Source organism: Rhizobium sp. R339 (genome assembly GCF_002211395.1).
Classification (GTDB): Bacteria; Pseudomonadota; Alphaproteobacteria; order Rhizobiales; family Rhizobiaceae; genus Rhizobium.
The window spans coordinates 67,058-93,063 of sequence record NZ_LOKV01000012.1 but is presented as its reverse complement, the minus strand read 5'-3'; the positions used below and the strand labels follow the sequence as shown (position 1 = coordinate 93,063).

General features: G+C 63.3%; 29 protein-coding genes. 20 read left to right on the top strand and 9 right to left on the bottom strand.

Annotated features, from left to right (window positions below; genetic code table 11):
• Positions 1-70 precede the first annotated feature (70 nt).
• The 4 genes from ATY76_RS14710 to ATY76_RS14695 are packed head-to-tail and all read left to right on the top strand — an operon-like array spanning position 71 to position 5,694.
• Positions 71-1,462 carry a VOC family protein gene (locus ATY76_RS14710; RefSeq protein ID WP_088675485.1) on the top strand — a complete coding sequence of 464 codons (1,392 nt, stop codon included), beginning with the start codon at positions 71-73 and terminating at the stop codon, positions 1,460-1,462.
• Positions 1,459-2,877, top strand: a complete 1,419-nt coding sequence (locus tag ATY76_RS14705; RefSeq protein WP_088675484.1) for an FAD-binding oxidoreductase — start codon at positions 1,459-1,461, stop codon at positions 2,875-2,877. Before ATY76_RS14710 ends, ATY76_RS14705 begins: the two co-directional genes overlap by 4 nt.
• A 31-nt stretch (positions 2,878-2,908) precedes the next feature.
• Complete coding sequence (locus ATY76_RS14700; protein WP_088675483.1) at positions 2,909-4,441, top strand: aldehyde dehydrogenase family protein; 1,533 nt, start codon at positions 2,909-2,911, stop codon at positions 4,439-4,441.
• A 14-nt stretch (positions 4,442-4,455) separates the two neighbouring features.
• Positions 4,456-5,694, top strand: a complete 1,239-nt coding sequence (locus ATY76_RS14695) for a pyridoxal phosphate-dependent aminotransferase (RefSeq protein WP_088675482.1) — start codon at positions 4,456-4,458, stop codon at positions 5,692-5,694.
• A gap of 54 nt (positions 5,695-5,748) precedes the next feature.
• Here ATY76_RS14695 and ATY76_RS14690 read toward each other — a convergent pair whose 3' ends face one another.
• Both ATY76_RS14690 and ATY76_RS14685 read right to left on the bottom strand, forming a co-directional pair.
• Positions 5,749-6,474 (bottom strand): PspA/IM30 family protein, encoded by a 726-nt coding sequence (locus ATY76_RS14690; RefSeq protein WP_088675481.1) that lies wholly within the window; start codon positions 6,472-6,474, stop codon positions 5,749-5,751.
• Positions 6,471-6,905 carry a YjfI family protein gene (locus ATY76_RS14685; RefSeq protein ID WP_088675480.1) on the bottom strand — a complete coding sequence of 145 codons (435 nt, stop codon included), beginning with the start codon at positions 6,903-6,905 and terminating at the stop codon, positions 6,471-6,473. Before ATY76_RS14685 ends, ATY76_RS14690 begins: the two co-directional genes overlap by 4 nt.
• 102 nt (positions 6,906-7,007) lie before the next feature.
• Between ATY76_RS14685 and ATY76_RS14680 the strand changes: the two genes are divergently transcribed.
• From ATY76_RS14680 to ATY76_RS14660, 5 genes are read left to right on the top strand one after another with little or no spacing between them, the layout of a single operon-like run.
• Positions 7,008-8,063, top strand: coding sequence for an ion channel (locus ATY76_RS14680; protein WP_088675479.1), 1,056 nt, complete (start codon positions 7,008-7,010; stop codon positions 8,061-8,063).
• Positions 8,060-8,716, top strand: a complete 657-nt coding sequence (locus ATY76_RS14675; RefSeq protein WP_088675478.1) for a YjfK family protein — start codon at positions 8,060-8,062, stop codon at positions 8,714-8,716. The genes ATY76_RS14680 and ATY76_RS14675 overlap by 4 nt, the downstream gene beginning before the upstream one ends.
• Positions 8,717-8,749: 33 nt before the next feature.
• Complete coding sequence (locus ATY76_RS14670; RefSeq protein ID WP_088675477.1) at positions 8,750-9,151, top strand: DUF350 domain-containing protein; 402 nt, start codon at positions 8,750-8,752, stop codon at positions 9,149-9,151.
• Between the two features lie 13 nt (positions 9,152-9,164).
• A complete protein-coding gene (locus ATY76_RS14665; protein WP_088675476.1) occupies positions 9,165-9,770 on the top strand; it encodes a DUF1190 domain-containing protein in 606 nt (201 codons plus the stop codon).
• Between the two features lies 1 nt (position 9,771).
• Positions 9,772-10,929 (top strand): glutathionylspermidine synthase family protein, encoded by a 1,158-nt coding sequence (locus tag ATY76_RS14660; protein WP_088675475.1) that lies wholly within the window; start codon positions 9,772-9,774, stop codon positions 10,927-10,929.
• 12 nt (positions 10,930-10,941) lie between these two features.
• Here ATY76_RS14660 and ATY76_RS14655 read toward each other — a convergent pair whose 3' ends face one another.
• The 4 genes from ATY76_RS14655 to ATY76_RS14640 all read right to left on the bottom strand — a co-directional run bounded on the left by ATY76_RS14655 (position 10,942) and on the right by ATY76_RS14640 (position 13,400).
• Positions 10,942-11,487, bottom strand: a complete 546-nt coding sequence (locus tag ATY76_RS14655; RefSeq protein WP_088675474.1) for a hypothetical protein — start codon at positions 11,485-11,487, stop codon at positions 10,942-10,944.
• Positions 11,488-11,633: 146 nt separating this feature from the next.
• A complete protein-coding gene (locus tag ATY76_RS14650) occupies positions 11,634-12,065 on the bottom strand; it encodes a SyrB2 regulator (RefSeq protein WP_088675473.1) in 432 nt (143 codons plus the stop codon).
• 145 nt (positions 12,066-12,210) lie between these two features.
• Positions 12,211-12,846, bottom strand: coding sequence for an NrsF family protein (locus tag ATY76_RS14645; RefSeq protein ID WP_088675472.1), 636 nt, complete (start codon positions 12,844-12,846; stop codon positions 12,211-12,213).
• Positions 12,843-13,400 carry a sigma-70 family RNA polymerase sigma factor gene (locus tag ATY76_RS14640; RefSeq protein ID WP_088675471.1) on the bottom strand — a complete coding sequence of 186 codons (558 nt, stop codon included), beginning with the start codon at positions 13,398-13,400 and terminating at the stop codon, positions 12,843-12,845. The genes ATY76_RS14645 and ATY76_RS14640 overlap by 4 nt, the downstream gene beginning before the upstream one ends.
• 225 nt (positions 13,401-13,625) lie before the next feature.
• Here ATY76_RS14640 and ATY76_RS14635 point away from each other — a divergent pair, with 225 nt between their 5' ends.
• The 9 genes from ATY76_RS14635 to ATY76_RS14595 all read left to right on the top strand — a co-directional run bounded on the left by ATY76_RS14635 (position 13,626) and on the right by ATY76_RS14595 (position 18,752).
• Positions 13,626-13,910, top strand: a complete 285-nt coding sequence (locus ATY76_RS14635; RefSeq protein ID WP_088675470.1) for a DUF2282 domain-containing protein — start codon at positions 13,626-13,628, stop codon at positions 13,908-13,910.
• Positions 13,911-13,973: 63 nt separating this feature from the next.
• Positions 13,974-14,828: a DUF692 domain-containing protein gene (locus ATY76_RS14630; RefSeq protein ID WP_088675469.1), complete on the top strand. Its 855-nt coding sequence runs from the start codon at positions 13,974-13,976 to the stop codon at positions 14,826-14,828.
• 8 nt (positions 14,829-14,836) lie between these two features.
• Entirely contained in the window at positions 14,837-15,616 is a 780-nt protein-coding gene (locus ATY76_RS14625) for a DNA-binding domain-containing protein (RefSeq protein WP_088675468.1), read from the top strand.
• Positions 15,617-15,623: 7 nt separating this feature from the next.
• Positions 15,624-16,085 carry a DoxX family protein gene (locus tag ATY76_RS14620; protein WP_245309955.1) on the top strand — a complete coding sequence of 154 codons (462 nt, stop codon included), beginning with the start codon at positions 15,624-15,626 and terminating at the stop codon, positions 16,083-16,085.
• Between the two features lie 95 nt (positions 16,086-16,180).
• Complete coding sequence (locus ATY76_RS14615) at positions 16,181-16,438, top strand: hypothetical protein (RefSeq protein WP_008536431.1); 258 nt, start codon at positions 16,181-16,183, stop codon at positions 16,436-16,438.
• Complete coding sequence (locus ATY76_RS14610) at positions 16,438-16,809, top strand: type II toxin-antitoxin system RelE/ParE family toxin (protein WP_088675466.1); 372 nt, start codon at positions 16,438-16,440, stop codon at positions 16,807-16,809. Before ATY76_RS14615 ends, ATY76_RS14610 begins: the two co-directional genes overlap by 1 nt.
• Before the next feature lie 236 nt (positions 16,810-17,045).
• On the top strand, positions 17,046-17,432 hold the full coding sequence (locus ATY76_RS14605; RefSeq protein ID WP_088675465.1) for a DUF1236 domain-containing protein: 387 nt from the start codon (positions 17,046-17,048) through the stop codon (positions 17,430-17,432).
• Between the two features lie 156 nt (positions 17,433-17,588).
• Entirely contained in the window at positions 17,589-18,053 is a 465-nt protein-coding gene (locus ATY76_RS34205) for a hypothetical protein (RefSeq protein ID WP_245309882.1), read from the top strand.
• 213 nt (positions 18,054-18,266) lie between these two features.
• On the top strand, positions 18,267-18,752 hold the full coding sequence (locus tag ATY76_RS14595) for a hypothetical protein (protein WP_245309875.1): 486 nt from the start codon (positions 18,267-18,269) through the stop codon (positions 18,750-18,752).
• Here ATY76_RS14595 and ATY76_RS14590 read toward each other — a convergent pair.
• Positions 18,728-20,659, bottom strand: coding sequence for a hypothetical protein (locus ATY76_RS14590; protein WP_210199518.1), 1,932 nt, complete (start codon positions 20,657-20,659; stop codon positions 18,728-18,730). The two genes, ATY76_RS14595 and ATY76_RS14590, sit on opposite strands and share 25 nt — an antisense overlap.
• 216 nt (positions 20,660-20,875) lie before the next feature.
• Positions 20,876-23,353 (bottom strand): beta-glucosidase, encoded by a 2,478-nt coding sequence (locus tag ATY76_RS14585; protein WP_088675463.1) that lies wholly within the window; start codon positions 23,351-23,353, stop codon positions 20,876-20,878.
• A gap of 113 nt (positions 23,354-23,466) precedes the next feature.
• On the opposite strand from ATY76_RS14585, the gene ATY76_RS14580 reads away from it, so the two are divergent.
• On the top strand, positions 23,467-24,102 hold the full coding sequence (locus ATY76_RS14580) for a TetR/AcrR family transcriptional regulator (protein ID WP_088676047.1): 636 nt from the start codon (positions 23,467-23,469) through the stop codon (positions 24,100-24,102).
• Positions 24,103-24,108: 6 nt separating this feature from the next.
• On the opposite strand, the gene ATY76_RS14575 is transcribed toward ATY76_RS14580, so the two are convergent.
• Positions 24,109-24,945 (bottom strand): alpha/beta hydrolase, encoded by an 837-nt coding sequence (locus ATY76_RS14575; RefSeq protein WP_088675462.1) that lies wholly within the window; start codon positions 24,943-24,945, stop codon positions 24,109-24,111.
• Between the two features lie 120 nt (positions 24,946-25,065).
• Here ATY76_RS14575 and ATY76_RS14570 point away from each other — a divergent pair, with 120 nt between their 5' ends.
• Positions 25,066-25,989, top strand: coding sequence for a LysR family transcriptional regulator (locus ATY76_RS14570; protein ID WP_190233658.1), 924 nt, complete (start codon positions 25,066-25,068; stop codon positions 25,987-25,989).
• Positions 25,990-26,006 lie beyond the last annotated feature (17 nt).

The window sequence follows — 26,006 nt, the reverse complement described above, 5'->3', positions numbered from 1 at the left end:
CACAACACGGGCGGCACGACAAGGCATAAGGTGCGCGCCAGCCGATCGCAATTTCCTTCAGGAGGTGGCCATGCAAAACCACGTTTCATCAGACGACATCCGCTCAGCCTTTTCCGCCGCCATGTCCGCCATGTATCGCCAGGAGGTGCCGGCCTACGGCACGCTGATGGAACTGGTCGCCCGGGTGAATGGCGAGGCGCTGGCTGCGGACCCTGAATTGAAGGAACGGCTCGACGCCACCGACTCGCTGGAGCGCATCTCCGAGGAACGCCACGGCGCGATCCGCCTGGGGACGGCGGCAGAACTCGCGATGATGCGCCGCGTCTTCGCCGTCATGGGCATGTATCCCGTCGGCTATTACGACCTTTCGACGGCCGGCGTTCCCGTCCATTCGACTGCCTTCCGGCCGGTCGGCGAAGCCGCATTGAAGCGCAATCCTTTCCGTGTCTTCACTTCGCTCCTGCGCCTCGACCTGATCAAGGACGAGACCCTGCGCGCCGAGGCCGAAGCCGTGCTTGCCGGGCGCCGGATCTTCACCCCCGGCGCCGTCGAACTGACAGAAAAGGCGGAGCGCGACGGCGGCCTCGACAAAGCCGATGCCGGCCGCTTCGTTTCCGAAGTGCTCGAAACCTTCCGCTGGCATGACAAGGCCAATGTCGATGCCGGCATGTACAAGCGCCTGCACGACGCGCACCGGCTGATCGCCGATGTCGTGTCCTTCAAGGGGCCGCACATCAATCACCTGACGCCCCGCACGCTCGATATCGACAGGGTTCAGGCGCTGATGCCGGAATATGGCATTGCGCCGAAGGCCGTCGTCGAAGGCCCGCCGACGCGCAAATGCCCGATCCTGCTGCGCCAGACCTCGTTCAAGGCATTGGAAGAGCCGGTTTCCTTCGCGGCCGGCGACGGCAGCTGGAAGCCCGGCTCGCACACCGCCCGTTTCGGCGAAATCGAGCAGCGCGGCATCGCGCTGACGCCGAAGGGCCGCGCGCTCTACGACGAACACCTGGAAGCCTCGCGTAAGATCGTCCGCCCGGCCGCCGATGGCTCCAACGCTCGCGAATACGAGGCGGCGCTGGCAAAGGCCTTCGAGGGCTTCCCAGACAGCTGGGCCGGCATACGCGCGGCGAGCCTCGGCTATTTCAGCTACTCCCTCACCGAAAAGGGCCGCGCGGCCGGTTCGCTCGCCTCCGGCGATCTCGAGGCGCTGATTGCCGACAGCTTCGTTCGCTTCGACCCGATCGTCTACGAGGATTTCCTCCCCGTCAGCGCCGCCGGCATCTTCCAGTCGAACCTCGGGGACAGCGCACAGCAGGAATTCGTCGCAAGCCCGAACCAGAAGCGCTTCGAAACCGATCTCGGCGCCACTGTCCTGAACGAGTTCGACCATTATGCCGGCATCGAAGCCGCTTCGATCGACCAATGCCTCGGCGCGCTACGTTCGGTTGCCGCGGAATGACGCTGGAGCGCGTGCATATCGATGCGTTGACGGCGATCCTCGGCGACAAGGGCGTCCTCACTGAGGGGATGGAAGCCTATGAAACCGGCGCCCGCTACGACCGCGGCCATGCCGCCGCGGTGCTGAGGCCGAAAACCACCAGTGAGGTTTCGGCAGCTGTCGCCTATTGCGTGTGCCACGCCATCCCGCTCGTCCCGCAATCCGGCAATACCGGCCTGGTTTCCGGGTCGACGCCCGACGCTTCCGGAAATGAGGTCGTGCTCAGCCTGGATCGTCTCGGCAGCGGCATGGATCTCGATCTCGACAACCGTTCGGTGCGGGTCGATGCCGGCATGCGGCTTTCCGATCTCAACGCGCGGCTGGAAGAGCACGGCCTGTTCTTCCCGATCGATCTCGGCGCCGATCCCCGCATCGGCGGCATGGTCGCGACGAACACCGGCGGCTCGCGCTTCCTCAAATATGGCGACGTGCGCCGCAACACGCTCGGACTGACGGTCGTGCTCGCCGACGCCGAGGGAACCGTGCTCGACCTGCAAAACCATCTGCGCAAGGACAATACCGGCGTCGACTGGAAGCAGCTCTTCATCGGCACGTCGGGCGCCTTCGGCATCGTCACCGAATGCGTGCTGAACCTCGAACCGCTGCCCCGGCAGGTCGCGACGGCCCTTCTGATACCGGCCGGCGGCACACAGGTGCTGCCGCTGCTGCGGGCGATGGAAGAGAGGCTCGGCGCCTATCTCTCCGCCTTCGAGGGCATGTCCGCCAACGCCATCAAGGCCGCCTTCGCGCATGTGCCGTCGCTGCGCAATCCCTTCCAGGGCGGCCAGGTTCCCGATTATGTCATCCTGGCGGAGATCAGCCGGACATGGGCGCCGCGCGAGGGCGAACAGCCGCTCGATGCCGTGCTCGAAACCGCGCTCGCCGAGATCTGGGAGCTGCCGTCCGCGCCGCTCGCCGATGCCCTGCCCGGCCCGCCGCAGGAGATCTGGGCTCTGCGCCACAGCCTGTCGGAGGGCGTCAAGCATCTCGGCAAGCTGATCGCCTTCGATCTCTCCTTCCGCAGGGGAGACATCATGGCTTTCTGCGACCGCATGAAGGCGGAGATGCTGGCGAAATTTCCCGGCGTCGCGATCTGCGATTTCGGCCATATCGGCGACGGCGGCGTGCACTTCAATCTCGTCGTGCCGAAGGACAGCCCCTTGCTGCAGGACGAAACCTTCGAGGGCCGGCTTCGGGACTGGGTCTTCGCAGTCGCCGTCGGAGACTATGGCGGCAGCTTCAGCGCCGAACACGCGATCGGCCGCCGCAACCAAGCCTTCTACGACCGCTACACATCGGAAAAACGAAAACATCTGGCCGCCGGCCTGAAAGCGCTCACCTCGCCGGCCCGGCTCGGCAGCGTGCGTTTCGGCTGAATTAGACCATAGGAAAAACAGGAGCTCGATCATGAACATTGCAACTGCGAAAATTGACGTCGTCAGGGAAGCCGCCGCCCTTCTGGAGAAGCTCGGCGTCGCGAGAGACCTCTATACCGGCGGCGACATGGTGTCCTACAGCCCGGTCAGCGGCGAGCAGGTCGCGAGCCTGAAGACCGTCTCGGCGTCCGAGGCCGCTGCCAGGATCGAAAAGGCCGACAAGGCCTTCCGTATCTGGCGCCTGGTGCCGGCGCCGAAGCGCGGCGAACTGATCCGGATCTTCGGCGAGGAGCTTCGCGCCTCCAAGGCCGATCTCGGCCGCCTGGTTTCGCTGGAAGCCGGCAAGATCCCGTCGGAAGGGCTCGGCGAAGTGCAGGAAATGATCGACATCTGCGATTTCGCCGTCGGGCTCTCGCGCCAGCTCTACGGCCTGACGATCGCCACCGAACGTCCCGGCCATCGCATGATGGAAACCTGGCATCCGCTCGGCGTCGTCGGCATCATCTCCGCCTTCAATTTCCCCGTCGCCGTCTGGGCCTGGAATGCCGCACTTGCCATCGTCTGCGGCAATCCCGTCGTCTGGAAGCCCTCGGAAAAGACGCCGCTGACCGCGCTCGCCGCCCAGGCGATCTTCGAGCGGGCGCTCGCCCGCTTCGGCGATGCGCCCGAGAACCTGTCGCAGGTCTTGATCGGCGACCGGACGATCGGCGAGGTGCTGGTTGATAATCCGAAAGTCCCCTTGGTCTCGGCGACCGGTTCGACCCGCATGGGCCGCGAGGTCGGCCCGCGGCTCGCCAAGCGTTTCGCCCGCGCCATTCTCGAACTCGGCGGCAACAATGCCGGCATCGTCTGCCCGTCTGCCGATCTCGACATGGCGTTGCGCGCCATCGCCTTCGGCGCCATGGGCACCGCCGGCCAGCGCTGCACCACCATGCGCCGCCTGTTCGTGCATGACAGCGTTTACGACCAGCTCGTGCCGCGCCTGAAGAAAGCCTATGCCTCGGTTTCGGTCGGCAACCCGCTCGAATCCGCTGCCCTTGTCGGCCCGCTGATCGACAAGGCGGCCTTCGACGCCATGCAGAAGGCGATCGCTTCGGCGAGAGAACATGGCGGCAGCGTCCATGGCGGCGAGCGCGTCGAGCTCGGCCATGACGGCAGCTATTATGTGAAGCCGGCGCTCGTCGAGATGCCGGAGCAGGCCGGCCCCGTGCTGGAGGAAACCTTCGCGCCGATCCTCTACGTGATGAAGTACAGCGATTTCGACGCGGTGATCGAAGAGCACAATGCGGTGGCAGCCGGCCTCTCCTCGTCGATCTTCACCCGCGACATGCAGGAATCCGAGCGTTTCCTCGCTGCCGACGGCTCCGACTGCGGCATTGCCAACGTCAACATCGGCACGTCGGGCGCTGAAATCGGCGGCGCTTTCGGCGGCGAGAAAGAGACCGGCGGCGGCCGCGAATCCGGCTCGGATGCATGGCGGGCTTACATGCGCCGCGCCACCAACACGATCAACTATTCGAAGGCCCTGCCGCTGGCGCAAGGCGTTTCGTTCGATATCGAATAGGATCGGATAACGGCATGACGATCAACACCCGGATCGAGGAGGCAGGCTTCAGGCCCGCCTCGCGCATCGCCTCCGTCGGCGTTTCGAAAATCCTGCAGATCGGCGCGCGCGCCGCGGCCATGAAGCGCGAGGGCCTTCCGGTGATCGTGCTCGGCGCCGGCGAGCCGGATTTCGATACGCCCGGGAATATCAAGGAAGCCGCCAAGGCGGCGATCGACCGGGGCGAGACGAAATATACCGCCCTCGACGGCTCGCCCGATCTCAAGAAGGCGATCGTCGAGAAGTTCCGCCGGGAGAACGGCGTCGACTACGCGCTCGACGAGGTGACCGTCGCAACCGGCGCCAAGCAGATCCTCTTCAACGCCTTCATGGCGAGCCTCGATCCCGGCGACGAGGTCATCATCCCGACGCCCTACTGGACCTCCTATTCCGACATCGTCGAAATCTCAGGCGGCGTCAGCGTGCTGATCCCCTGCGATGCCAAGGCCGGCTTCCGGCTGACGGCCGACCAGCTGGAAAAGGCGATCACGCCGAAGACGCGCTGGGTGCTGCTCAATTCGCCATCCAACCCCTCGGGTGCGGCCTATGGCGCCGAGGATTACCGGCCGCTGCTCGACGTGCTGCTCAGCCATCCGCATGTCTGGCTGATGGTCGACGATATGTACGAGCACATCGTCTATGACGGATTTCGCTTCGTCACTCCGGCCGCGCTGGAGCCGCGGCTGAAAAGCCGGACGCTGACGGTCAACGGCGTTTCCAAGGCCTATGCCATGACCGGCTGGCGCATCGGCTATGCCGGTGGGCCGAAAGCCCTGATCAAGGTCATGGCCGTCATCCAGAGCCAGGCGACCTCCTGCCCGTCCTCCGTCAGCCAGGCCGCTGCGATCGAGGCCCTGAACGGGCCGCAGGATTTCCTGAAGGAGCGCCAGGAGAGCTTCCGCCGCCGGCGCGATATCGTCGTTGCCGGGTTGAACGCCATCGACGGGCTGGAATGCCGGACGCCGGAAGGCGCCTTCTACACCTTCTCCGGCTGCGCCGGCGTGATCGGCAAGACGACGCCGAAAGGCAGGAAGATCGAAGCCGACCACGACTTCACCGATTATCTGCTGGAGGAGGCTCACGTCGCCGTCGTGCCGGGTTCGGCCTTCGGCCTCTCACCCTATTTCCGCATTTCCTACGCGACCTCGGAAGGCGAACTCATCGAGGCGCTGGCACGCATCGACCGCGCCTGCCGTCTTCTGACGAAGGGCTGACGATCAACAGGCCCGGCCGGGGTCGGCGAATAGCCAGCCCCGGCCGGAACCGGCTTACTTCTTGTCCGATGGCGGAGGCAGCAGAGCGGTCGGGGCCGCCGGCGCCATCAGCTGCGCAAGAATGTCGTCTGCCGAGTGGCTCGAGCCGCCGATACCCGCCTCGCGAAGCTGACGGTCGAGATCGCTGCCATCTTCGAGGGCTGCGAGTTCGGCGCCCGCCTCAATCCGGCCGGCAACGGCTTCCTGGCGCTTCTTGATGCGTTCAAGGCTCTGAACGGCGCTGCCGAGGCGGGTGTTAATCCCGGACTGGCTGTGCGCGATCGCCGACTGCGCCCGAAGCAGCGACTCGTTCGCCTTGACGTTTTCGATCTCGCGTTTCATCTGCGTGATGCGCGCTTCGGTGTCCTGGATGGTGCGCAGCATCTGCTGCTGGCGCGGCAGCAGGCGGTCGAGTTCGTCCTGATCCCGCTGCACCTCGGCCCTGACGGTGGCGATGCGCTGCGCCAGCCCCTGGGCCAGATCCGTCCGGCCGGCGGCGATGGCGGCCCTGGCGCTTTCGGTATCCTTGTATTCCTTGGCGCGGTTTTCCTCGAGCCGCCGGTTGACGCTCTTGTTCGAGGCCATGATGCCCGCCAGATCCGACCGCGCCTGGCGAAGCGACTGCTCGGCATCCCGGATCTCCTGATCGAGAATGCGCATCGACTGGCTGTCTGCGGCTGCTTCGGCCGCCTCGTTGATGCCGCCGCGAATGGCGGTGAAAATCTTGCCCCAGGTGCTCACGCTGCAATTTCTCCCTTCTTCCACTCTTCGACCATTCTGGCCGCATCGACCGCATTGGCGGCGAGAATAGCCACCTCCTCGACGATGGTATCGGCGCGCGAGCGCGCCGAGAGCGAGCCGAACAGTTCATACCATTCCTCGCCGCCGATGGTGGTGATCCCGAAGCTGGAGAGCGGCACGAATTTATGCGTCTTGAGCACCATGCGCTCGAAAGCCTCCCGCTTGGGGACGTCCTTGCATGGCAGAAGAACGGCGCTGACCAGAATGTCGCGCTCGCCGCTCACCGTCACGAAGACATCGAGATCGCCTTTTTCCTTGAGGGTCACGCAAATGACGTCGCCCTGATCGGGCACGGAGACATCGACATCTCCCAAGGGTTCGGGATCGGCTGCGAATAGGCGGGTCAGGGTCGTTAGGGTCCAGGTCTCCAAAAGATCCTCCGTCGGCTGAAAGTATCGTCAGTATCAATCTAAGGTTTGCGAGGCCTACATAAGTTGATATATGTCCGGTCGGCAACAGGGGAATGGACTCGCTTGATATTTCTCGGCTCGATCATGCGGCGTGTCTATCTATCGCTGAGCGAGCTGACATGGTCGGCGCTGCTGTCGATTTTCGCCGTCCATCTCGTCGCTTCCTATGCGCTGCTTGCCCTCGCCGGCGAAAGCGCGCTTGTCGGAAACCTCATCGATTTCATTTACTACTACATGGTGACGGCGACGACCGTCGGCTACGGGGACATCTCGCCAAAATCGGAGGCCGGCCGGCTGCTCGTCGCCCTGTTCGTCCTTCCCGGCGGCATCGCGATCTTCACCGCCGTTCTCGGCAAATTACTGACAGGCATAGGCACGATCTGGAGGAACCGCATGCGGGGATTGGGCGATTACGGCGAAAGAGCCGGCCATGTCATCGTGGTGGGCTGGCAGGAGGGGCAGACGCACCAGGTGCTGCGGCTGCTCCATACCGAGCGGCAGGCGCACGAACCGATGAGCGTGCTGATCGCCAAGGATCCGGCGGAAAATCCGGCAAGCGATTGCGCCGATTACATCCGTACCGAGCGGCTGGCGGATGCCGATGCGCTGACGCGGGCCGGCGCGGCCGGAGCCCGGTCGATCGTCATCCGCGGCGCAAACGACGACGAGACGCTGGCCGCGGTGCTGATCGCCGAAGAGCATGCGACCGCCGCCCACATCGTCGCCTATTTCCAGGACGACCGCACCGCACAGATGGTAAAGCAGCGCCGCCCCCGCGTCGAAGCGATCGGATCGCTCGCGGAAGAACTGCTGTCGCGCTCGGCGCGCGATCCGGGTTCGTCCGAAATCGCCGCGCGTCTTCTGTCGGCCGCATCGGCCGACACCGCCTTTTCGCTGCTGGTGCCGCCGCTCTCCGCGCCGCTGAGTTACGGTTCGGTCTTCCTCAGCCTCAAGCGCCAGTACAGGGTGACCCTGGTTGGAATGCTGCATAAAGGAGTGACCGACCTCAACTGCCGCGACGACCTGCTGCTTCAGGGCGGAGAGACACTTTACTACATCAGCGAAATGCGGTTGAGTTCGGCCGCCATTGGCTGGGCTCAACTAGGGGATGCACCATGATCGGCTGGTTCGGAGGAAACAAGGACAAGGAATTCGCGGCCGAGCGAGGCCCTCTCGGTGCCAGCATCGGCGGGGCGCTGGAGATCGATTTCCTCTCGCTCGAAGCCGACGCGCTGACGGGCACGCCCGCCATGCCCCTGCCGAAGAGCGGGCCGTTCATCATTGCCGCCTATGGCCAGGTGCAGCTCGATGCCGCAACGACGCTCTCGCGCTATTACGACGACGAGCACCGCATGGTGCAGGTCATGTCGGCCTCCGGCGCGGTTGACGAAGCCATTGACGATGTCAGCTTCTACTGGCCCTGGGACAGCGTCGTGCCGGCCGGCCAGAGCGAATGGAACCGATGGACCGGCCCCAACGGGCTGATCGGCCAGCCCTCCTATGACGCCGACGGCATCCTTTTCAACCGCTTCTGGGGAGAAGGGCCGGAACGCTCCGAACTCGTCCAGTTCGTCGAGACCATCGACGACGGCGAGGAGCAGCGGTCCATCCATCAGACCTGCATGCTCTATTACCGCCCGCTCGGCAGAACCCGCGAAATGCTGCTGCTCAATGTCGAACGCGATCTCGAGCAGGGCCAAAGCCTTGCTGGAAGCTCCATCGAATTCCTGATCGGCTACGGCATCGCTCCGGCCGATGTCAGGCGGGTTTAAAGGCTTTCGATTTATCCATGGAGGAATTTTATTATGCTTGATTATGTGGCGGGACTTCCGGCCTTCCTGATCTATTTTGCCATCGGTCTCGCTGCCTATGGAGTTTTCGGCGCGGTTTACACGCGGCTTACTCCGCACAGGGAAGTCGAACTGATCCGCGCGGGCAATCTCGCCGCGGTCACGGCTTTCCTCGGCGCGCTTATCGGCTTCAGCCTGCCGCTCGCCTCGGCCGCCGCCAATTCGGTCAGCATCGTCGACTACATCATCTGGGCCATCATCGGCACGCTTGTACAGGTTCTCGGCTTCTTCATCGCCAACTTCACGATGCAGGATCTGCACGAGAAGATCACCCGGGGCGAGATCGCGGCAGGTCTGTGGGGCGGCGGCATTGCTCTGGTGATCGGGATCCTCAACGCCGCCTGCATGACCTACTGAGGGAGAGGCCGCCATGCGTAGACGTCTGACCGGCCGCCGGCCGCCAGTTCTTGCACTCGGCACCATTGCCGTTTCCACCATGATGCTTTCCGGCTGCGGAGACGATCCCGGCGACTCGCAGGTGATGTTCACCTCCGTCGACCAGTGCGTATCGGCCGGCATGGACCAGCAGGTGTGCCAGGCCGCCTATCAGGATGCCATGCGCGCCCACCTCGCCACGGCGCCGCGTTTCGACGGCATGGCCGCCTGCGAAGCCGAATTCGGAACGGGCAAGTGCGCCGAAGAGCCGAAGAGCACGGTCACCAACAATATGGGAGCAACCGGCAGCTTCTTCATGCCGTTTCTGAGCGGCTACCTCCTGTCCTCGGCACTCAATAATATCGGCGACTATTACACCTATCGCCGGCGGCAGGAGGAGATCGGCGGCTCCGTCTATGTCGGCGGCGGCTCGACGCCGATCTATCGCAATCGCTCCGGCGAGCTGGTGACGACGGTTCGGTCGGGCAGCCGCGACAGCGTTGCGCCGGTGCGCCAGACGGTCAAGCCCGTCAACGTCAACACCCGCACTGTCGCCCGCCAGGGCTTCGGCGGCCGATCATCCTTCAGTTTCGGCGGTTAGGATGAAACGCATCACGCTTCCGGCGCGCCCGGATTGGCTCGACAAGGCCCGGGCGGTCGGCTTCGGCTTTCACGAAATGTACGGCGAGCCCTATTGGCTCGACGACGCCGCCTATACCTTCACGCTCCAGCAGATCGAGACTGACATCGAAGCGCCGAGCCAGGAACTGCATGATATGTGCATGGATCTGGTCGGCGACATCGTCAACGATGAAAAAACGCTCGACCGGCTCGCCATCCCCGCCGACCTGCGCGACGTCGTGCAGCGTTCCTGGCGCCGGGGCGACCGGCATCTCTATGGCCGTTTCGATCTCGCCTATGACGGGACGGGCCCGGTCAAACTTCTCGAATACAATGCGGACACCCCGACCGCCGTGTTCGAAACCGCCTTTTTCCAGTACAACTGGCTGACCGATCAGATCGGCCTCGGCGTTCTGCCCGAAGGCGCCGACCAATATAATCTGCTGCAGGAAAGCCTTGTCGAGGCGTTCGAGCAGTTTCCCCGCGATTCCATTTTCCACTTCGCCGTCATGACCGACAACGAAGAGGATCGCGGCACGACGGTCTACCTGATGGATTGCGCCATCCAGGCCGGCCATCGCGTGCAATTGCTCGACATCGGTGAAATCGGCATCGATGCGCAGGGGCGCTATACGGATATGCAGGATCGGGTGATCGATCGCTGCTTCAAGCTCTACCCCTGGGAATTCATGATGCGCGAGCCCTTCGGGCAGCAGCTCATCCGCAGCGGCGACATCTTTATCGAACCGGCCTGGAAAGCCGTGCTTTCGAACAAGGGGCTTTTGCCGCTGCTGTGGCGCCGCCACCCCAACCATCCCAATCTGCTGCCGAGCTATTTCCCCGACGACCCCAAGGCGTCGGAGCTGACCGACTATGTCCGCAAGCCGCTGCTGTCGCGCGAAGGCGAAAACGTGACGATCTTCCGCAATGGCGAGGAGTTCGACTCGGCCCCCGGCGGTTACGGCGAAGAGGGCTTTATCGTCCAGGGCTATACGCCGCTCTTCGAAGGCCCCGGCGGCTTCGCGGTGCTCGGCAGCTGGGTCGTCGGCGACCGCGCCTGCGGCCTCGGCATCCGCGAGGACAAATCGCGCATCACCGCAAACCTCTCGCGTTTCGTCCCCCACGTCATCCTGGACTGACGGAGAAGAAACTCAAGCGCGGTCGAAACGCTCGAGCATTTTCTTAAGCTGCGCGTTCTGGCGATGAAGCTTCTGCGCCAGTTCGCTTCGCAGCGCCCTGATCTCCTCGTCGAGGCTCGCCACGTCGTCGAAGAAAGGATCGCGCGACGATGCGGCAGGGCTTTTGGCGACCACATCGGCCTGCGTCCTCTTGGCGCTGCCCTGACGCTTGGCCGGCGGCTTTCGTTGAGGCTTGGCGCCTGTCCCGCTCTTCACCGCTTCGACATGCGGAGGCCGCCGATCGGCAGGCGCCGGCGATTGAACCTCCTCGGCATCGACCGGCGGCTCCGATGCCGCGCCGGCATCGTAAACACTTTCCGTCTCGCTTGATATCGTCGGCGATCGGTCGCCTGAGACATGCGCGCCGGAGGCCGCGGCATCTGATGGAACCGCCGGAGCGGATTTCGCTTCGCTTTCGCTCGCCTCGGCATCGGCACTGCGCCCGGTCGAATTCTCCTCCGGTTTGGCCGGCCGCCGACGTGAGGTCAGATCGGCAAGAAATCTCCACGGTGTCTTCATGATGTTCGACCCTCCCGCAATACGAGCTGCGATCCTGCTGCAGCGACTATATCCTCAATGGTCGTTCGGCCGGGCACATCGACATGCGCCCGGCGAAATGAAATCGATGGCTGAGATCGGCGTCGTGACCTGTCCGCTTAGGAGACTCAGGCAAGCCCGAGCTTCTTGCGCAGCTCGGCATTTTCCTGGCGCAGCTTTTCCGCCAGGCTCTTGCGGAGCCGCTTGTTTTCCTCTTCGAGCTGAATGAGATCTTCCAGCTCGTCGATGGCGGGCGCGGAAGCCTTGGCCGGCTGAGCGGCGGGCTTCGCCACCTTCTTCGCCGCTGCGGCCTTGGGCGCGCTCTTGCCAGCGGCGGCCTTCGTCACGGCCGGCTTGGGCTTGGCGCCCTTCGACCGGGCCTCGGGCTTCGCCGGGCTTGCCGCCGGCGTCGGCGCGCTTACTGCTTCCGACACGGTCGGCGCCGCCTCGGCAGCGGCCTTCTGGCGCCGGGGCGCACGCGGCCTCTTCGCGTCGGTTTTCGCGGATGCAGCCGTCTCCGCAGCCGCGGCAGCGGAACCTGTGTTATTCTCGTCAGCCATCAGTCGTCTCCTCTATAGCCACGTCTCTTTTCAACCGGTTGAAAGACGGAGTCAACAAAGTTACTTGGGAAGAAAGCAGTGGGCGCCGGCAAGACTGCGCGGCGCAAGAATGAGCGGCGGCGTCTGGAATTCCAGCGCTTGGAAACTACCAGCGCAAGATGCGCCGGCCGACCAGCGACCCCGCCACGGTGACGATCGCAATCGCCAGGACATACCAGCTCATGAGGAAGAGCGGGCTGTCGTCAGGGCAGTGCCAGGCATAGATCGCAGCCGCAACCGCGCCGGCGGCAAGGCCGGCCGCAGCACCCGCTGCCGTGGGATCGCCAGGCGCGGCATTCTTCAGCGCCAGCATGAAGCCCACGAGCGGCGCCAGCGACAGCACGGGGATGAAGAAGACGCAGAAGGCCGCATTGTTGCCGATCATGCTCGCCGCCCAGTCCTGTTCCGGCACGGTGAAAAGCTCGGCGATCACGGCAGTAACAAGCAGTGCTGCCGGCAGGAGCAGCGCCAGAGCCCGCGCCCTCAGCGGCACCCCCGGCCGGCCGATCTGGAAGACGAGGCGCGCGGCGATAATCGCGAGCAGCAGCGTCTCGCAAATCTTGAAGAAGACCCGTGCCGTCTCGAAGACGGTCTGCATGTTGTGGCGCAGGCCGATCGTCGAAACCATCAGTGTCGCGGAGATCGCGATACCGATCAGCAGCACCAGCGCCATCATGCGGCCGAGCCGCAGGCGCACCGGCGCATCTTCCGACAAAAGATTGATCAGCTCATCCGTTTTCACTTGTCTTCACTCCGGTAAAGCGCGGCGAGCGTTTTCAGCGCCCGATGAAGGGCAACACGCACCGCGCCCTCACTCATCTTCAGCCTTTCGGCCGTCTCGCGTATGCCCGCCCCTTCCATGGAAATGGACCGGACGATATCGCGCTGCGGATCCCTCAGCCGCTCCAGCATATGCTCAGCGTCGAGCCGATCCAAGTTGCCGGCCTGCTCTTCGGCCTCCAGCGTCGCCATGACGTCGTCGATCGGCACGTCGACATGGCGGCCGCGCCGGCGCATGCTGTCGATCAGCTTGTTGCGCACGATCGTCGACAGCCACGGGCCGATCGGGCGCGCCGGGTCCCACGTTGCGCGTTTCAGGTGGACGGCGAGCAGCACTTCCTGCACCACGTCCTCCGCCTCGCTCGCCGGTGCGCCGAACTGGTCGCAGCGCCGGCGCGCCATCGCGCGCAGATGCGGCGTGACGGCGGAAAGGAAGCGGTGATAGGCCTGCGTATCGCCATCGATGGCGCTGCGCATCCAGCCTGCCCATTCCTCTTCACGCGCCGAATGTTTCACCCGACATAATCCCCTACGGATGAGCACACATTTTTGTTACCGCGACCGCGAAATTCTTTCGTGCGGCCCTGCAGCCCTTCGTTTCCAGGCTTTTCGCCCGCGGTTGTGCAAAGGGCAAGGGTGCGCCTCCAAAAAAATCGGACCGGGCGCTGTAACAACCGCGGTTCTCTCTCCGTAGCCCGCAATGCAAGCCAATCACGGCTTATCATTCAACGGAGATGAACAATGAAGAACAGCATCGTCACCCTTGCACTGGCAGGCTCCATCGCTTCGGCGCTCGCAGCCGTCGCCGCTCCGGCCGCCTCCGCCGCCGACAGCAAGGAGAAATGCTACGGCGTCGCATTGAAGGGCCAGAACGATTGCGCCGCCGGTCCGGGCACGACCTGCGCCGGCACCGCCAAGGTCGATTACCAGAAGAACGCCTGGAAGCTCGTTCCTGCCGGCACGTGCATGTCGATGAAGACGCCGGACGGCCATGGCTCGCTGATGCAGGGCAAGGCTCCGGTCTGAGCCAAGGCGCTGAAAGGACGGCGCCCCTCAGCGCCGTCCGCTTCCATCCCAGGAGATCGTCCGATGAAACCCTCCGAACTTCCCCGCCGCCCCGGTGTCGGCTTCAAGCCCGAGCATTTTGCCGAAATCATCGACCGCCCGCAGCCGCTCGGCTTTTTCGAAGTCCATGCCGAAAACTATATGGGCGCTGGCGGTCCGCCGCATGCCCAGCTCGGCAAGCTGCGCCAGGACTATGCGCTGTCGATCCATGGCGTCGGCCTCTCCATCGGCTCGATGCAGCCGCTCGACCGCACGCATCTCGCCCGGCTGAAAATCCTCTGCGACCGATACGAGCCGGAGAGCTTTTCCGAACATCTCGCCTGGTCGTCGCACGACACGGTTTTCATGAACGACCTGCTGCCGCTTCCCTATACCGAGACCACGCTCGCGCGCGTCGCGGAGCATATCGACGAGGTGCAGGACAAGCTGCGCCGCCAGATGCTGCTCGAAAATCCCGCGACCTATCTGCTATTCGAAGAAAGCACGCTGGAAGAGACGGAATTCCTGGCAGAGGTCGTCAAGCGCACCGGATGCGGGCTGCTGCTCGACGTCAACAACGTCTTCGTTGCCTCCACCAACCACAACATGGACCCGCGCGCCTATCTCGCCCGCTTCCCCTTGCAATGGGTGCGCGAAATCCATCTGAGCGGCCACTCCGAAACAAGCGATGACCAGGGCGCACCGCTGCTGATCGACTCCCACGACACACCGGTCAAGGATCCGGTCTGGGCTCTTTACGAAGAGGTCATCGCCAGGACCGGTCCTGTCGCCACCCTCATCGAATGGGATAACGACGTACCGGAATGGCCCGTCCTGCGCGCCGAGGCGGAGGCTGCCAAACGCATACTCGACGCCGCCGCAAGCCGCCGCGCCGCGTGAGGTCCGCCATGCCAGCAGATATCCAAATCCGCTTTGCGAAGGCGCTTACCGACGCCGCTCTGCCCGTCCCGGCCGGTCTTGCCGCCTGGAATGGCGGCGAGCCGCTGCGCCGCTTCGGCGTCTATCGCAACAATGTCGCAAGCGGGCTCGTCAGCGCGCTTGCGTCCCGGTTCCCGGCTGCCCGGCGGATCGTCGGAGAGGGTTTCTTCGCGGCGATGGCGGGCGAATTCATCCGGCTTTTCCCGCCGCGCTCGCCATTGCTGATGTCCTACGGCGACGGCTTTGCCGATTTCGTCGAGTGCTTCGAACCGGTGCAGGAGCTTGCCTATCTCCCCGACGTGATCCGCCTCGAAGCGGCGCGCGGCCATGCCTATCACGCGGCCGACGCTGCGCCGCTCGATGCCGGCGAACTTTCGCGGGTCGCACCGGAGCAGCTCGCCCGCCTCGTTTTCCAGCCGCATCCCTCGCTCTCCATCCTGCGATCGGCGCACCCCATCATTACCATCTGGGCGATGAACAGCGGCGCGATGGACCTCGCGCCGATCGAGCCCTGGGCAGGCGAGGATGCGCTCATCGTCCGCCCGCACATGCTCGTCGAAATCCATCGCCTGCCGCCGGGCGGCGCGATCTTCCTGCAGGCGCTCACCCGCGGCACGTCGCTTTCCGACGCCGCGGAGACGGCGGCCGCTGCCGCTGCCGAATTCGATCTTTCCGTCAATCTCGCCGGCCTGCTTCAGTCCGGCGCCTTCACCGCCATTCACAAGGAGACTGATCCCGATGAACACTGAGATGAGCATGGCCGCCCCCGCCCCGCGCACGACGGCAGAGCGGCTCTATTCAGCATTCAGGCTTCTCGACCGCATTCCGCACGATCTGATCGCGTTGATCTCGCGCCTGTCGATCGCCGCCGTCTTCTGGCAATCGGGCCAGACCAAGGTGGACGGCTGGCATGTCACCGACAATGCCGTCTATCTCTTCGAGACGGAATACAGGCTGCCTTTCGTCGATCCCTGGATCGCCGCCCATCTTGCGGCCTTCGCCGAGCATTTCTTCCCCGTGCTCCTCGTCATCGGCCTCGCCAGCCGCCTCTCGGCGCTCGCGCTCCTCGGCATGACCCTCGTCATCGAGATCTTCGTCTATCCCGATGCCTGGCCGACCCACGGAACCTGGGCCGTCTGCTTCCTCGTCATCATCGCCGGCGGCCCCGGACGGTTTTCGCTCGACCATATGATCCTGCGCTGGTTTGGGATGAGATAAGGCTGAGTGTATAAAGCGAGCGAATGTCAAATATTGACATCGCAGTCGGAATGCGAACAATTCATCCGGTGATCCGGATCAGGGAGGGCGCGGTTATGACCAGCAGCCTGCATGTCAGTTTGCCCGATGAAATGCGCGCCTTCGTCGATATGCGCGCCAACGGGAAGAGCCAATATACGACCCCGAGCGAATATGTTCGCGCCCTTATCCGCGAAGATATGGCACGTGAAGAAGACCGCCGCTACGCCATCCGCTCGCTGCTGCGGGCGGAAGAGGAATTCCGGCGCGGAGAGATGCTGCCCCTTTCCGCACTCGATGCCGTCGATGCCGAACTGGATGAAGAGCTGCGCTAGTGGCTCCGCGCGTTCTCATCCTGCCGACGGCACTTGACAATTATCGTCTGGCGGTCCGCGAAACCGCACGGAGATGGTCTGCCGAACAGGCAAAAGCATATGGCCGTCTGCTTCGAGCAGGATTTGAAGGCATCCCGGAAGCCTATGCCCGTCTGAAGGCGAGGGAAGACGAGCGAGTCGGGAACTCCCCCTTCCGGCTCCACAGGATCGAACACCATTACGCAGTGTACATAGTCGTTGACGATGCCACCTTCGTCATTGCCGCGGTCTTGCACGAGCGCATGGACATTCCCGCACAGCTGCGGTCGATCGAACGATTAACCGACAAAGAATATCAAGCGCTAATGGGGCATCCTCGGCCAAAGTCCTGATGCTTTCGATCATCATCAGGCTACCGGCAGCGATGATCCGCAATTCGGTCTTGCTCATGCCGAGAGGCGGCGCGCTGATAGAAAAGTCGACCCGTACGCCCGTCGGCAGTGATCGTTCCTTATGAGATTTTGCCGCCTGCACCCGCCAGCGCCGACGCCGTCCGACCAAGGTCCGATGCCTGGAACAAACTCTTCACGACTGGCTTTTCACTGCACCAACGATAAGGAGCAGTAAAATGAAAGGCATTATCCTCGCAGCGGCAATGGCGTGCATCGCGGGCTCGGCCTATGCCGATGGTGCAACGACCGGCATGGTCGGCGGTGCGGCCACCGGCGCTATCCTGGGCGGCCCCATCGGCGCCGGAGTCGGCGCGGTGGTGGGCGGCGTAGCAGGCGGTGCGATCGACCCTCCGCCGGCCGAAGTCGTGACCTATGTCGAGCAGGCGCCCGCCCCGGCGCAGACGGTCGTCGTGCAGGAGCGCGTGCAGGTCGGCGCTGCCCTGCCGGCCGATGTCATCGTCACTCCGGTCCCAGACAATCCCAAGTATGGCTACGTCGTGATCGGCCAGGAGCGGGTCATCGTCGAGCCGCAGAGCCGCAAGGTCGTGCAGATCATCCAGTAGTGGCATCCGGCCCGGTTTAAGAGTGACAACTCCCTCCGGATGATTGCGGGCGTCGGCTTCGGCCGGCGCCCGTTTCGCTTGCAGGCCAAGCCGCTGCACCGAACGACGCCCGAGTTTAGTAAGTTTTCACTAATTTACGCTTAAGTTTTGGTTAAAATGCGATTCACCCTCTTCGCAAATCGCGGGCGCCGTTTTCGCGATCTTCCGCGTTACCGCAGCATGCAACAGATAAACCGCCACTGGCAGATCGCTGCCCAAAACGCGATCAGCTATCGCGCCAAGTTTGCCCTGGCGACGGAGATCGTCAAATGCGATGCGTCTTCTCGCGAGATCCGGCGAGCGGCCCGCAGGGTCGTTCGCGCGCTGGAAGCGGTTATCGATCTTCCGATCGCCAGCGCCGATGTGCTGAGAAAGGGGCGGCAGCATTTCGACGCATTGACCGAACTGCTCGCATCCGCCGGACTGGATGTTGATGCCGGAGCCGGGCTCACCGAAGATATTCCCCCAGCCATTCGAAAAGCTCTGCTCGACGCCTCTGTGGAAGCGAATGCCGCTCGGCATATCGGCGATCGCCATTCCTCTGAAGGACGACTTCCTGCTCTGAGCGCCCACCGGCGCTGACGCGGCCACGGCCGGCGCGGGAAGCTGATGCGCTACCGCGCCGCCGCTTCTTCTTTCTCCAGGGCGCCGCGCTCTGATCGCCTCACGGCAGGACAAAGACATCTGGCGCGTGGGTTGCAAATTCTAAAGACTGTCAAGTTAAGGATGCACACGTCACAATCGAGCGAGCCGCTCCCGCGCTGCTCGGATGACGGGACCGAAAGACAGGAAACCATGAAGCATCTATTCACCATCGATCATTTCAGCTCTGCAGCAATTTCCCTCGCTCTGACCGCCGCTTTGGCTGTTTGCACCGCATCGGCAGCGTCGGCGGCATCCGGCAAGACCGATATCGCCATCAAGGCCTTCAAAGATCTGTGCCTGAAAACCGGCCCCTCCTTCACGGCAGGCATCAGCGGCGCCAAGGGCTACGGCGTTACAGATTTCTTCGATTTGAACGGCGGCAAAAACGGCATGACGAAGGATCATTCCATGTCCGTGCAGATCAAGCCGGGCCGCGAATGCGCCATCACCAGCCCCAACCGCTCCGACCCAACCCTGCATGACCAATTCCTGCGCACCGTCGCCGAATTCGCCGACAACGTGCCGATGAACGACAAGCCCAACCAGCCCTTCGTCGCGATCATCAAGGGCAAGCGCTTCATCTTCCAGCACGACCGCAACGGCGGCGAAGCCTATGTCATGATCCCGCAGAAATAAGCGGGAAGGACCAATTGTAAAGGAGTGGCGCCGAGCCTTAAGACGACACCGGGCGTATCCGTCTTGAGCGGATACGCCCGGCAATCTGGGGTGAACCCCGCCTTCCCTAATCTAGGTCCGGCTTGATCGCCACCGTAACACCAAAGCTCTTCCGCCAATTGCCGAAGAGTTGCTTCGCCGCCCGGCAGATCGCGTAGCCGAATATTTCCGGAGTCATTTTCCCTATCGATGATCAGCGAACCGACCGGCTGGAGAAGGCGGGTTCGGAATTCCGCGGTTCGCCCCTCACCGGCTTTGCTAAACTGCCGATATAAGGCAGCGCTCGCCGGCGTCAGCGTCATATCGAGTGCTGGCCCGGACGAGGGATCGTTCACGACCGTCACTTTTGCGATCTCTATCGGCAAGTCCTCCGGAACGGCTTGGATCTCGAAGATAGCCCCAGGCACGGACGCCTCTCTTGCCATCGTGTGAAGCTCAGCGATATCCCCGCCAAAGACGTTGAATTCGCCCCCTAGGATCGGCTCATTCATGTGGAGCTCGGGCATAGGCCTCCCTGCCACCCTCACCTGTATTGCTCGAGGTATGTTGGCCATCGTGAAGTCGCCGAGCTCGATAGCGCTATCGGGCGCAAGGACGAGCTTGAGACCGTCGCCTCCGTCAACATTGACGATCGCCGCGGCAGCGATCTTGAGCACGAGAGGCGCAGAGTATTTGACGTTTTCCGGCAGCTGCTCGGGAAGTCTGGGCTCGTCAGCCTCTGCTGGGTCATTCCCGGCACTTCCCAGCAATGCTTCCACACCTGCCTTTTCCGGCAGCCCGCGCGCCTGCTTCATGTTCCCGACCGAGGCCTGCGAGCGCTCCATACCCGCTTTCATGGCCTCATCTCTTTCCCTCTGCCCAAGCTGGGCCGCTCTCAGACGAGAGTCATAATCGGAGGAACCGGTGATTGCATCGACTTGTCGAATATGCGTTCTCATGGTCGACTTCAGGCCGGCCATCTCCTGGATCGCGACTTCCGTTGCCTCTATGGTGGAGCCGTCCCGCAGCGAAACGACGGCGCGGCCGAATGAATGGAGGTTCGCCTTCTTGAGCGGAACCAGTCGTTCGTTCGTCAGATTCCATTTCGCTTGCTGGAGCGCGATGATTTGTTCAATTCCGGTTTGCGTAGCCCTCGTCATGGCATCGGCGTCGACGGTTTCGCTCCAGGTCACGACCGCCGTCTGACTTGAACGATCGATGCTTTCCCACACGCCCGATGTAACAGCTTGCACCGGCATGCCCTGGACGCTGGTTTCATGCGCGACCTTCCATGTTTCTCCAAGCTTGACGGTCACGCTGCTTTCTGCCTGATTGCGAGCCAGAAGCCCGATCCCGGGGATAAGCTCGTCGATCGCCCGACCTGGATCGGTCTCGAGTTCCGCAAGCAGACGCATGGACGTCGTCTTTTCCTGCGCGGCCGAAGCCGTTGAGACCACCTGCCCGATGCGCTGGCGAACGTCGCCGGGTTCCGCCAGTGCGGTTGGAAGCCCGCTCAGTTCGCCATCGAGTTCCACGGGAGCAGCGCCAAGGATGTCCGACGTGGTGAAAAACAGAACTTTCGGCGGCTGATAAGCATATGTATCGACGGGTGTTCTTGCGACCGATGTCCAGCGTGTCCGCATCTTTCGGCTGTCCCTGGAAACCACTGTCATCGTTTGTTGAAACTCGCCGAGTTCAACCCACTTCTGCGACGATCCCCAAGCCAGTTCATCGCGTTCGATCCGCCGCTCGCTTTCATAGGAGCGGTGAATACCAGGAGCAGCCTGGTAACCGGGAATCGTCACTATCTCCTGCCCCACGGCTGGCCCTGCGGCCAAGACGCTCAGGGTCAGCCAGAATATCGTATTAGGAAGGCCTCTGCTTTGCACTGCGAACTCCCCATGCTCTTCAAACAATGGCGCGGGTTTATGCGAACACCGCTGGAATTTGCGTGCAGTAGCGTCTCGATCATTTTGGCACAACTCATCCTAGCATCCACCTAGGCGGAACGTTAATGAATTGTATTTCTGCGACCACCGAGCTGTGCGACATGTTCGCAGACATTACTCTGGAGCAGCATTGATAGAGCCAGTCGCGAATGTGACCTATCGTTGCGGCCGGTCGTAGAACGTCGGCAACAGGTAGTCCTTCGTCGAAGGCAGATCGACCACAGCCCTTATATCCGCAGCATTCGCCGCCACCACCAGCTGATAGTCGCCCGCCTCGGCGCGGAAGGCGCCGCTTTCCACATCGAAATAAGCGAGATCGCGCGGCAGGATCTTCATGACGGCCGTGCCGGTTTCGCCGGGCTGCAGGGAGAGCTTGGCGAAGGCGCGCAGTTCCTTGTCCGGGCGTTCCACTTTGGCCTTCGGCGAGCGCACATAGAGCTGGACCAGCTCCGAGCCGGCGCGGTCGCCTGTGTTGGTCACCTCGACGCTGACGGTCACGCCGTCGGGACCCATTTCGCTTGCCGAAAGCTGCGGCTCGCTCCAGCGGAAGCTGGTGTAGCCGAGGCCGAAGCCGAAGGGGAAGAGCGGTTCGACGCCGCGTGTATCGTGATGGCGGTAGCCGACGAAGACGCCTTCGGCGTAACGCACATGACCGTCCTTGCCGGGATAGACGGCGGGATCGCCTGCGATGGCGGAATTGTCGGTCAGCGCCTTGGGGAAAGTCTGCGGCAGGCGCCCGCCCGGCTCGGCATCACCGAAGAGGACATCGGCGACGGCATTGCCGAGTTCCTGGCCGGGATACCACATCTGAAGGACGGCGCGGACCTTGCCGAGCCAGGGCATTTCGATGGGGCCGCCGGTCTGCAGCACGACGACGGTGTTGGCGTTGGCGGCAGCCACCCGCTCGATCAGTTCCTCCTGATGGCCCGGCAGGCGCATGTCCGGCAGGTCCAATCCTTCGGTGTCCCATTCGCCGTCGCGGCCGACGAAGAGCAGCGCCACATCGGCATTGCGGGCGGTCTCGACGGCGTCCGCGATATCGGCCTCGCCGAGCGGCTTTTCCAGACCGAAGCGCACCGCGATGAGGTTGATGCCTTCCTCGGTCGCCATGGACGGCTCATATTCGACGCTGAGCTGATAGGCCCGGCCCGCTTCGAGCGCCACGCTGCCGCGCTGCTCGTCATTGGCGGTGCCGAAATAATTCTCGCCGCGCGTCCAGCCTTCATACCCATCGACCGTCAGTGCGCCATCGACGAAGAGCCGCGCCAGCCCGGCATTGGTCATGCCGAAGACATGCTCGCCGCTCTCCTCCGGCGCGAACTGCATCGTCATCCGGGCGGAGAAATCGGCCGGATCGAGTTCGCCGGAGGGCAGTTCGAACCAGAAGAACTCGCCCTTGTCCACGATCTCGACGTGAAGGGGATCGCCCTTGCAGCCACGTCCCTCGAAATATTCGACGGTGATCTTGCCCTTGAACACATCGATCAAGCGGTTATGGCGGCAGCCGACCGCGTGGCTGATGCTGTTGGCATTGGAAAGCGCGGCGCGAATGCCGTCGAGCGGGCTCACCGTATAATGCGCCGCGATCTGCGCGCTGCCGCCGCCCATGACGCGAGCGCTCGCCGCATTCGGTCCGATGACGGCGATGCGGTCGAGCGAGGTCTTGGGGAGCGGCAGGACGCCATCATTCTTCAGCAGCACCGCGCCTTCCGCCCCGAGACGCCGGATCAGCGCCCGGTCCTCAGGCATATCGACCGCCCGCTCGGTGAGATCGGGCTTGTTCTCGAAGGCGCCGACGCTCTCCAGCAAAACCAATATGCGCCGCGCCGCCGCGCGCACCGTTGCGGCTTCGACCTTGCCCTCGCGCACGGCCGCCACCAGCTTCTCGCCGCGGTCGCGCGCGGGGCCTGGCATTTCGAGGTCCAGGCCGGCATTGATCGTCTCGGCCGTCGAATGCGAGCCGAACCAATCGGACATGACGATGCCTTGGAAGTCCCATTCCTCGCGCAGCACCTTGGTCAGCAGCCACTGATGCTCGCTCGTATAGGTGCCGTTCAGGCGGTTATAGGAGGACATGACGGCCATGACGCCGGCGCGGCGCACCGCCTGTTCGAAGGGCGGCAGGTAGATTTCGCGCAGCGTCCGCTCGTCGATATCCGACGACATGGTCTGCCGCTCGATCTCGGATTCGTTGCCGGCGAAATGCTTGATCGTCGCGGCGATCCCCTCGCTTTGCACGCCGTTAATATAGGCGACGGCGAGTTCGGCCGTCAGCATCGGATCTTCGGAATAGCATTCGAAATTCCGCCCATTGAGGCCGGAGCGATGGATATTGACCGTCGGCGCGAGCAGCACGGCCGCCCCCTTGCTCTTCGCCTGGCGGGCCAGCGCCACACCCATCTCATCGACAAGATCGGGATTCCAGCTGGCGCCGAGCGCGATGGCGACGGGAAAGCAGGTCGCCTTGACGCCGGCGACCAGCGAGCCCGCCCCGCGGGCGCCGTTCGGCCCGTCCGTCACCTTGATCTTCGGCACGCCGAGACGTTCGACCGGAACGGTCGTCCAGAAATCGGCGCCCGAGAGCAGCGAGACCTGCTCCTCGAGGGTCATCTTGTCGAGAATGGAATCGATCATGCAAGCCTCCCGGGGTTCAATCCTTAAACCTACCGATTACTCGGTATTTTTAAGATGTCAATCGGGCGAAGCTGATGTATGGAATAGAGAGCATGGAAAAGGCACCGGGAACGATGGCGGAATTGGCGGAACAGAATGTCGGGGAGGAGAAGCGTCGGCGCCGATCCCGCAAGGGAGAGACGCGCCGGGCGGAGATCCTGGCGGCGGCGATGCGGCGTTTTGCCGAAGACGGCTACCAGAATGCCGCGATCGGCGATATCGCCCGCGATGTCGGCCTGTCGCTGCCCGGCCTGCTGCATCATTTCCCGACAAAGGTCGATCTGCTGCTGGCGATCCTCGCCAAGCGTGATCTCGATAGCGCCGATTTCATCAGCCATTATCGCGCCGATCTTCCCGGCCTGCTCAAGGGCATGGTCGAAATCTTCCGCCGCAATGCCGGCATGATCGAAGTCATCAGGGCTTTCGCCATCCTGAATGCCGAGAGCCTGATGAAGGACCACCCTGCCAAGGCTTGGTTTCTCGATCGCGCCACCGAGATGCAGCAGCATGTCGCCGCGACCTTCGAGCGCGCCGCCGCCGACGGCTCGATCAATGCCGGCATCGACGGCAAAGCCATGGCCGCCGAACTGATCGCCGTCATGGACGGCCTGCAGATGCTCTGGCTGCGCGATCCCGACCGTTTCGACATGGTGGGCGGGCTGGAAGCCTATGTTGTCAGGCTGCTGGCGAGCCTCGGCTTGAAGGAGTGATCCGGATTATCTGTCAAAGCGCGCCAGCCAGTCCATAATGCGGCTGACCGCTTCGTGATACCTTTGCCCGACCAGCAGACCCGTATGCGTCGTGCCGGCAAGCCTCAGATATTCGCCGCCGATATGCTGTGCCGCCATTCGGCCGCGCCGGTCATCGTCTTCATCGCCGACGGCTGAGATCACCAGGCTGGGACAGGTGATCCCTTGGCCGTCGATGGAAATCCCCTCCGCTCCGAAATGAAAGGAGAAGGCGCCGAAAGCCTTGCCGGACTCCATGGACAGGTATTTCCGCTGGAACGCGACATCTTCGAAGGTCTCATCGGCGCTGAACTGCTCGTCGCGCGCCGGCGCGGGCACAACGAGGCCGGGCGCCCTTGGCGCAAGGCCCTGATAGGGCACCGCGTCATGCACTTGCCTGCAGATGCTGGAATCGATCAGCACCAGCCCGGCAATCTCCACGCGTTCCGCCAGTTTCTGGCTGAGGATGCCGCCCATGCTGAAGCCGATCACGACAGGCGAGCTTCCGCTTTCATCGACGATTTCGGCGATCGCCACCCGAATGTCTTCGAGATAGTCCTCGAATTCGATCTGCGTGAAATCGACCGATCTGCTTTTGTGGTGGCCGCGCAGATTGATGCAGTAAGAGTTCCATCCCGCGGCCATGAAATGCGGAATGTATTTGCTCCACATCCAGCTTCCGGTGAAGGCGCCATGGACGAACAGCAAAGGCGGCCGGCCGGGCTGCTGAGAGCCACGGTTCCCATGAAATATCTCAAGGAACAGGTCGTTCTCTCCGATGAATTTTTCCCTGTGTTCGGACAATTCCTTTGCATAGTCCCGCATGGCATTCGCTCCTTCGGTTGGGCCAGGCATCCGAGACAGAGGATATTTGTTACGCAATGTTGATCAATCGCCGCAGATGGACTTACATAAAGGACAAAATGTCCTCAATCGGATGTGGCCGTGGATAGTCTCGCAAGCGTCGTCGCCTTCGTTCATGCCGCCGAACAGCGGAGCTATGTCGCCGCCGCGCGGCTTGCCGGCGTTTCGTCTTCGGCGATCGGCAAAGCGGTGGCGCGCCTGGAAAGCCGTCTTCGCGTGCGGCTCTTCAACCGAACGACGCGCAGCATCAGCCTGACCGAGGAAGGGACAGTCCTCTATGAGCACTACAAACGCGTCCTCGACGACATGCAGGACGCGGAGGCAGCCGTGTCAAAGGGCCGGGACCGGCCGAGGGGGCGCCTGCGCGTCAGCGTTCCGCATATCGTCGGCCACCATCTTCTGATGCCGATCCTGCCGAGCTTCGCCGCGCGCTTCCCCGAGATCGAACTCGACATCGATTTCGAAGACAGGGTCATCGATCTCGTTACGGAGGGGCTCGATGTCGTCGTGCGCAGCGGCGAGCTTGCCGATGCGCGGCTGATCGCCCGTCCACTCGGCGAGCAGCATTTCGTCGTCTGCGCGAGTCCCGCCTATCTCGAACTTCGCGGACAGCCGGAGACGCCTGACGATCTCTCGCGGCACGCCTGCATTCACTTCAAATACCCATCCACTGGCCGCACCGCGCCCTGGGCGTTCCGCCCGCCCTCCGAGCGGCTGCTTCTGCCGAAAAGCCTGACATTCAACAACACCGATGCCGGGCTGCGGGCGGCGAGAGACGGGCTCGGCCTCGCGCATCTGCCCGTCTATGTCGCCGAGCCGCATATCCGGGCCGGCACGCTGATCCCGGTCCTCACCGCCTTCATGGCGCCCTTCGGCTCGCTCTCGCTCGTCTGGCCGTCGAACCGCCAGCTTTCACCCAAAATCCGCGCTTTCGTCGATTTCGTGGTCGAAAATTTTGCCGCCCGGCCCGAGGCTTTTCGACCGGCGGCCAGCTGGTCGCGGTGATGCGATCCATATCAGCC

What these genes read in the sequence shown, in the direction of transcription:
- ATY76_RS14710 (WP_088675485.1), top strand. Translation starts at nt 71, where the DNA reads ATGCAAAACCACGTTTCATCAGACGACATCCGCTCAGCCTTTTCCGCC.
- ATY76_RS14705 (WP_088675484.1), top strand. Translation starts at nt 1,459, where the DNA reads ATGACGCTGGAGCGCGTGCATATCGATGCGTTGACGGCGATCCTCGGC.
- ATY76_RS14700 (WP_088675483.1), top strand. Translation starts at nt 2,909, where the DNA reads ATGAACATTGCAACTGCGAAAATTGACGTCGTCAGGGAAGCCGCCGCC.
- ATY76_RS14695 (WP_088675482.1), top strand. Translation starts at nt 4,456, where the DNA reads ATGACGATCAACACCCGGATCGAGGAGGCAGGCTTCAGGCCCGCCTCG.
- ATY76_RS14675 (WP_088675478.1), top strand. Translation starts at nt 8,060, where the DNA reads ATGATCGGCTGGTTCGGAGGAAACAAGGACAAGGAATTCGCGGCCGAG.
- ATY76_RS14670 (WP_088675477.1), top strand. Translation starts at nt 8,750, where the DNA reads ATGCTTGATTATGTGGCGGGACTTCCGGCCTTCCTGATCTATTTTGCC.
- ATY76_RS14665 (WP_088675476.1), top strand. Translation starts at nt 9,165, where the DNA reads ATGCGTAGACGTCTGACCGGCCGCCGGCCGCCAGTTCTTGCACTCGGC.
- ATY76_RS14660 (WP_088675475.1), top strand. Translation starts at nt 9,772, where the DNA reads ATGAAACGCATCACGCTTCCGGCGCGCCCGGATTGGCTCGACAAGGCC.
- ATY76_RS14655 (WP_088675474.1), bottom strand. Translation starts at nt 11,487, where the DNA reads ATGAAGACACCGTGGAGATTTCTTGCCGATCTGACCTCACGTCGGCGG.
- ATY76_RS14650 (WP_088675473.1), bottom strand. Translation starts at nt 12,065, where the DNA reads ATGGCTGACGAGAATAACACAGGTTCCGCTGCCGCGGCTGCGGAGACG.
- ATY76_RS14635 (WP_088675470.1), top strand. Translation starts at nt 13,626, where the DNA reads ATGAAGAACAGCATCGTCACCCTTGCACTGGCAGGCTCCATCGCTTCG.
- ATY76_RS14630 (WP_088675469.1), top strand. Translation starts at nt 13,974, where the DNA reads ATGAAACCCTCCGAACTTCCCCGCCGCCCCGGTGTCGGCTTCAAGCCC.
- ATY76_RS14625 (WP_088675468.1), top strand. Translation starts at nt 14,837, where the DNA reads ATGCCAGCAGATATCCAAATCCGCTTTGCGAAGGCGCTTACCGACGCC.
- ATY76_RS14620 (WP_245309955.1), top strand. Translation starts at nt 15,624, where the DNA reads ATGGCCGCCCCCGCCCCGCGCACGACGGCAGAGCGGCTCTATTCAGCA.
- ATY76_RS14615 (WP_008536431.1), top strand. Translation starts at nt 16,181, where the DNA reads ATGACCAGCAGCCTGCATGTCAGTTTGCCCGATGAAATGCGCGCCTTC.
- ATY76_RS14605 (WP_088675465.1), top strand. Translation starts at nt 17,046, where the DNA reads ATGAAAGGCATTATCCTCGCAGCGGCAATGGCGTGCATCGCGGGCTCG.
- ATY76_RS34205 (WP_245309882.1), top strand. Translation starts at nt 17,589, where the DNA reads ATGCGATTCACCCTCTTCGCAAATCGCGGGCGCCGTTTTCGCGATCTT.
- ATY76_RS14595 (WP_245309875.1), top strand. Translation starts at nt 18,267, where the DNA reads ATGAAGCATCTATTCACCATCGATCATTTCAGCTCTGCAGCAATTTCC.
- ATY76_RS14585 (WP_088675463.1), bottom strand. Translation starts at nt 23,353, where the DNA reads ATGATCGATTCCATTCTCGACAAGATGACCCTCGAGGAGCAGGTCTCG.
- ATY76_RS14580 (WP_088676047.1), top strand. Translation starts at nt 23,467, where the DNA reads ATGGCGGAATTGGCGGAACAGAATGTCGGGGAGGAGAAGCGTCGGCGC.
- ATY76_RS14575 (WP_088675462.1), bottom strand. Translation starts at nt 24,945, where the DNA reads ATGCGGGACTATGCAAAGGAATTGTCCGAACACAGGGAAAAATTCATC.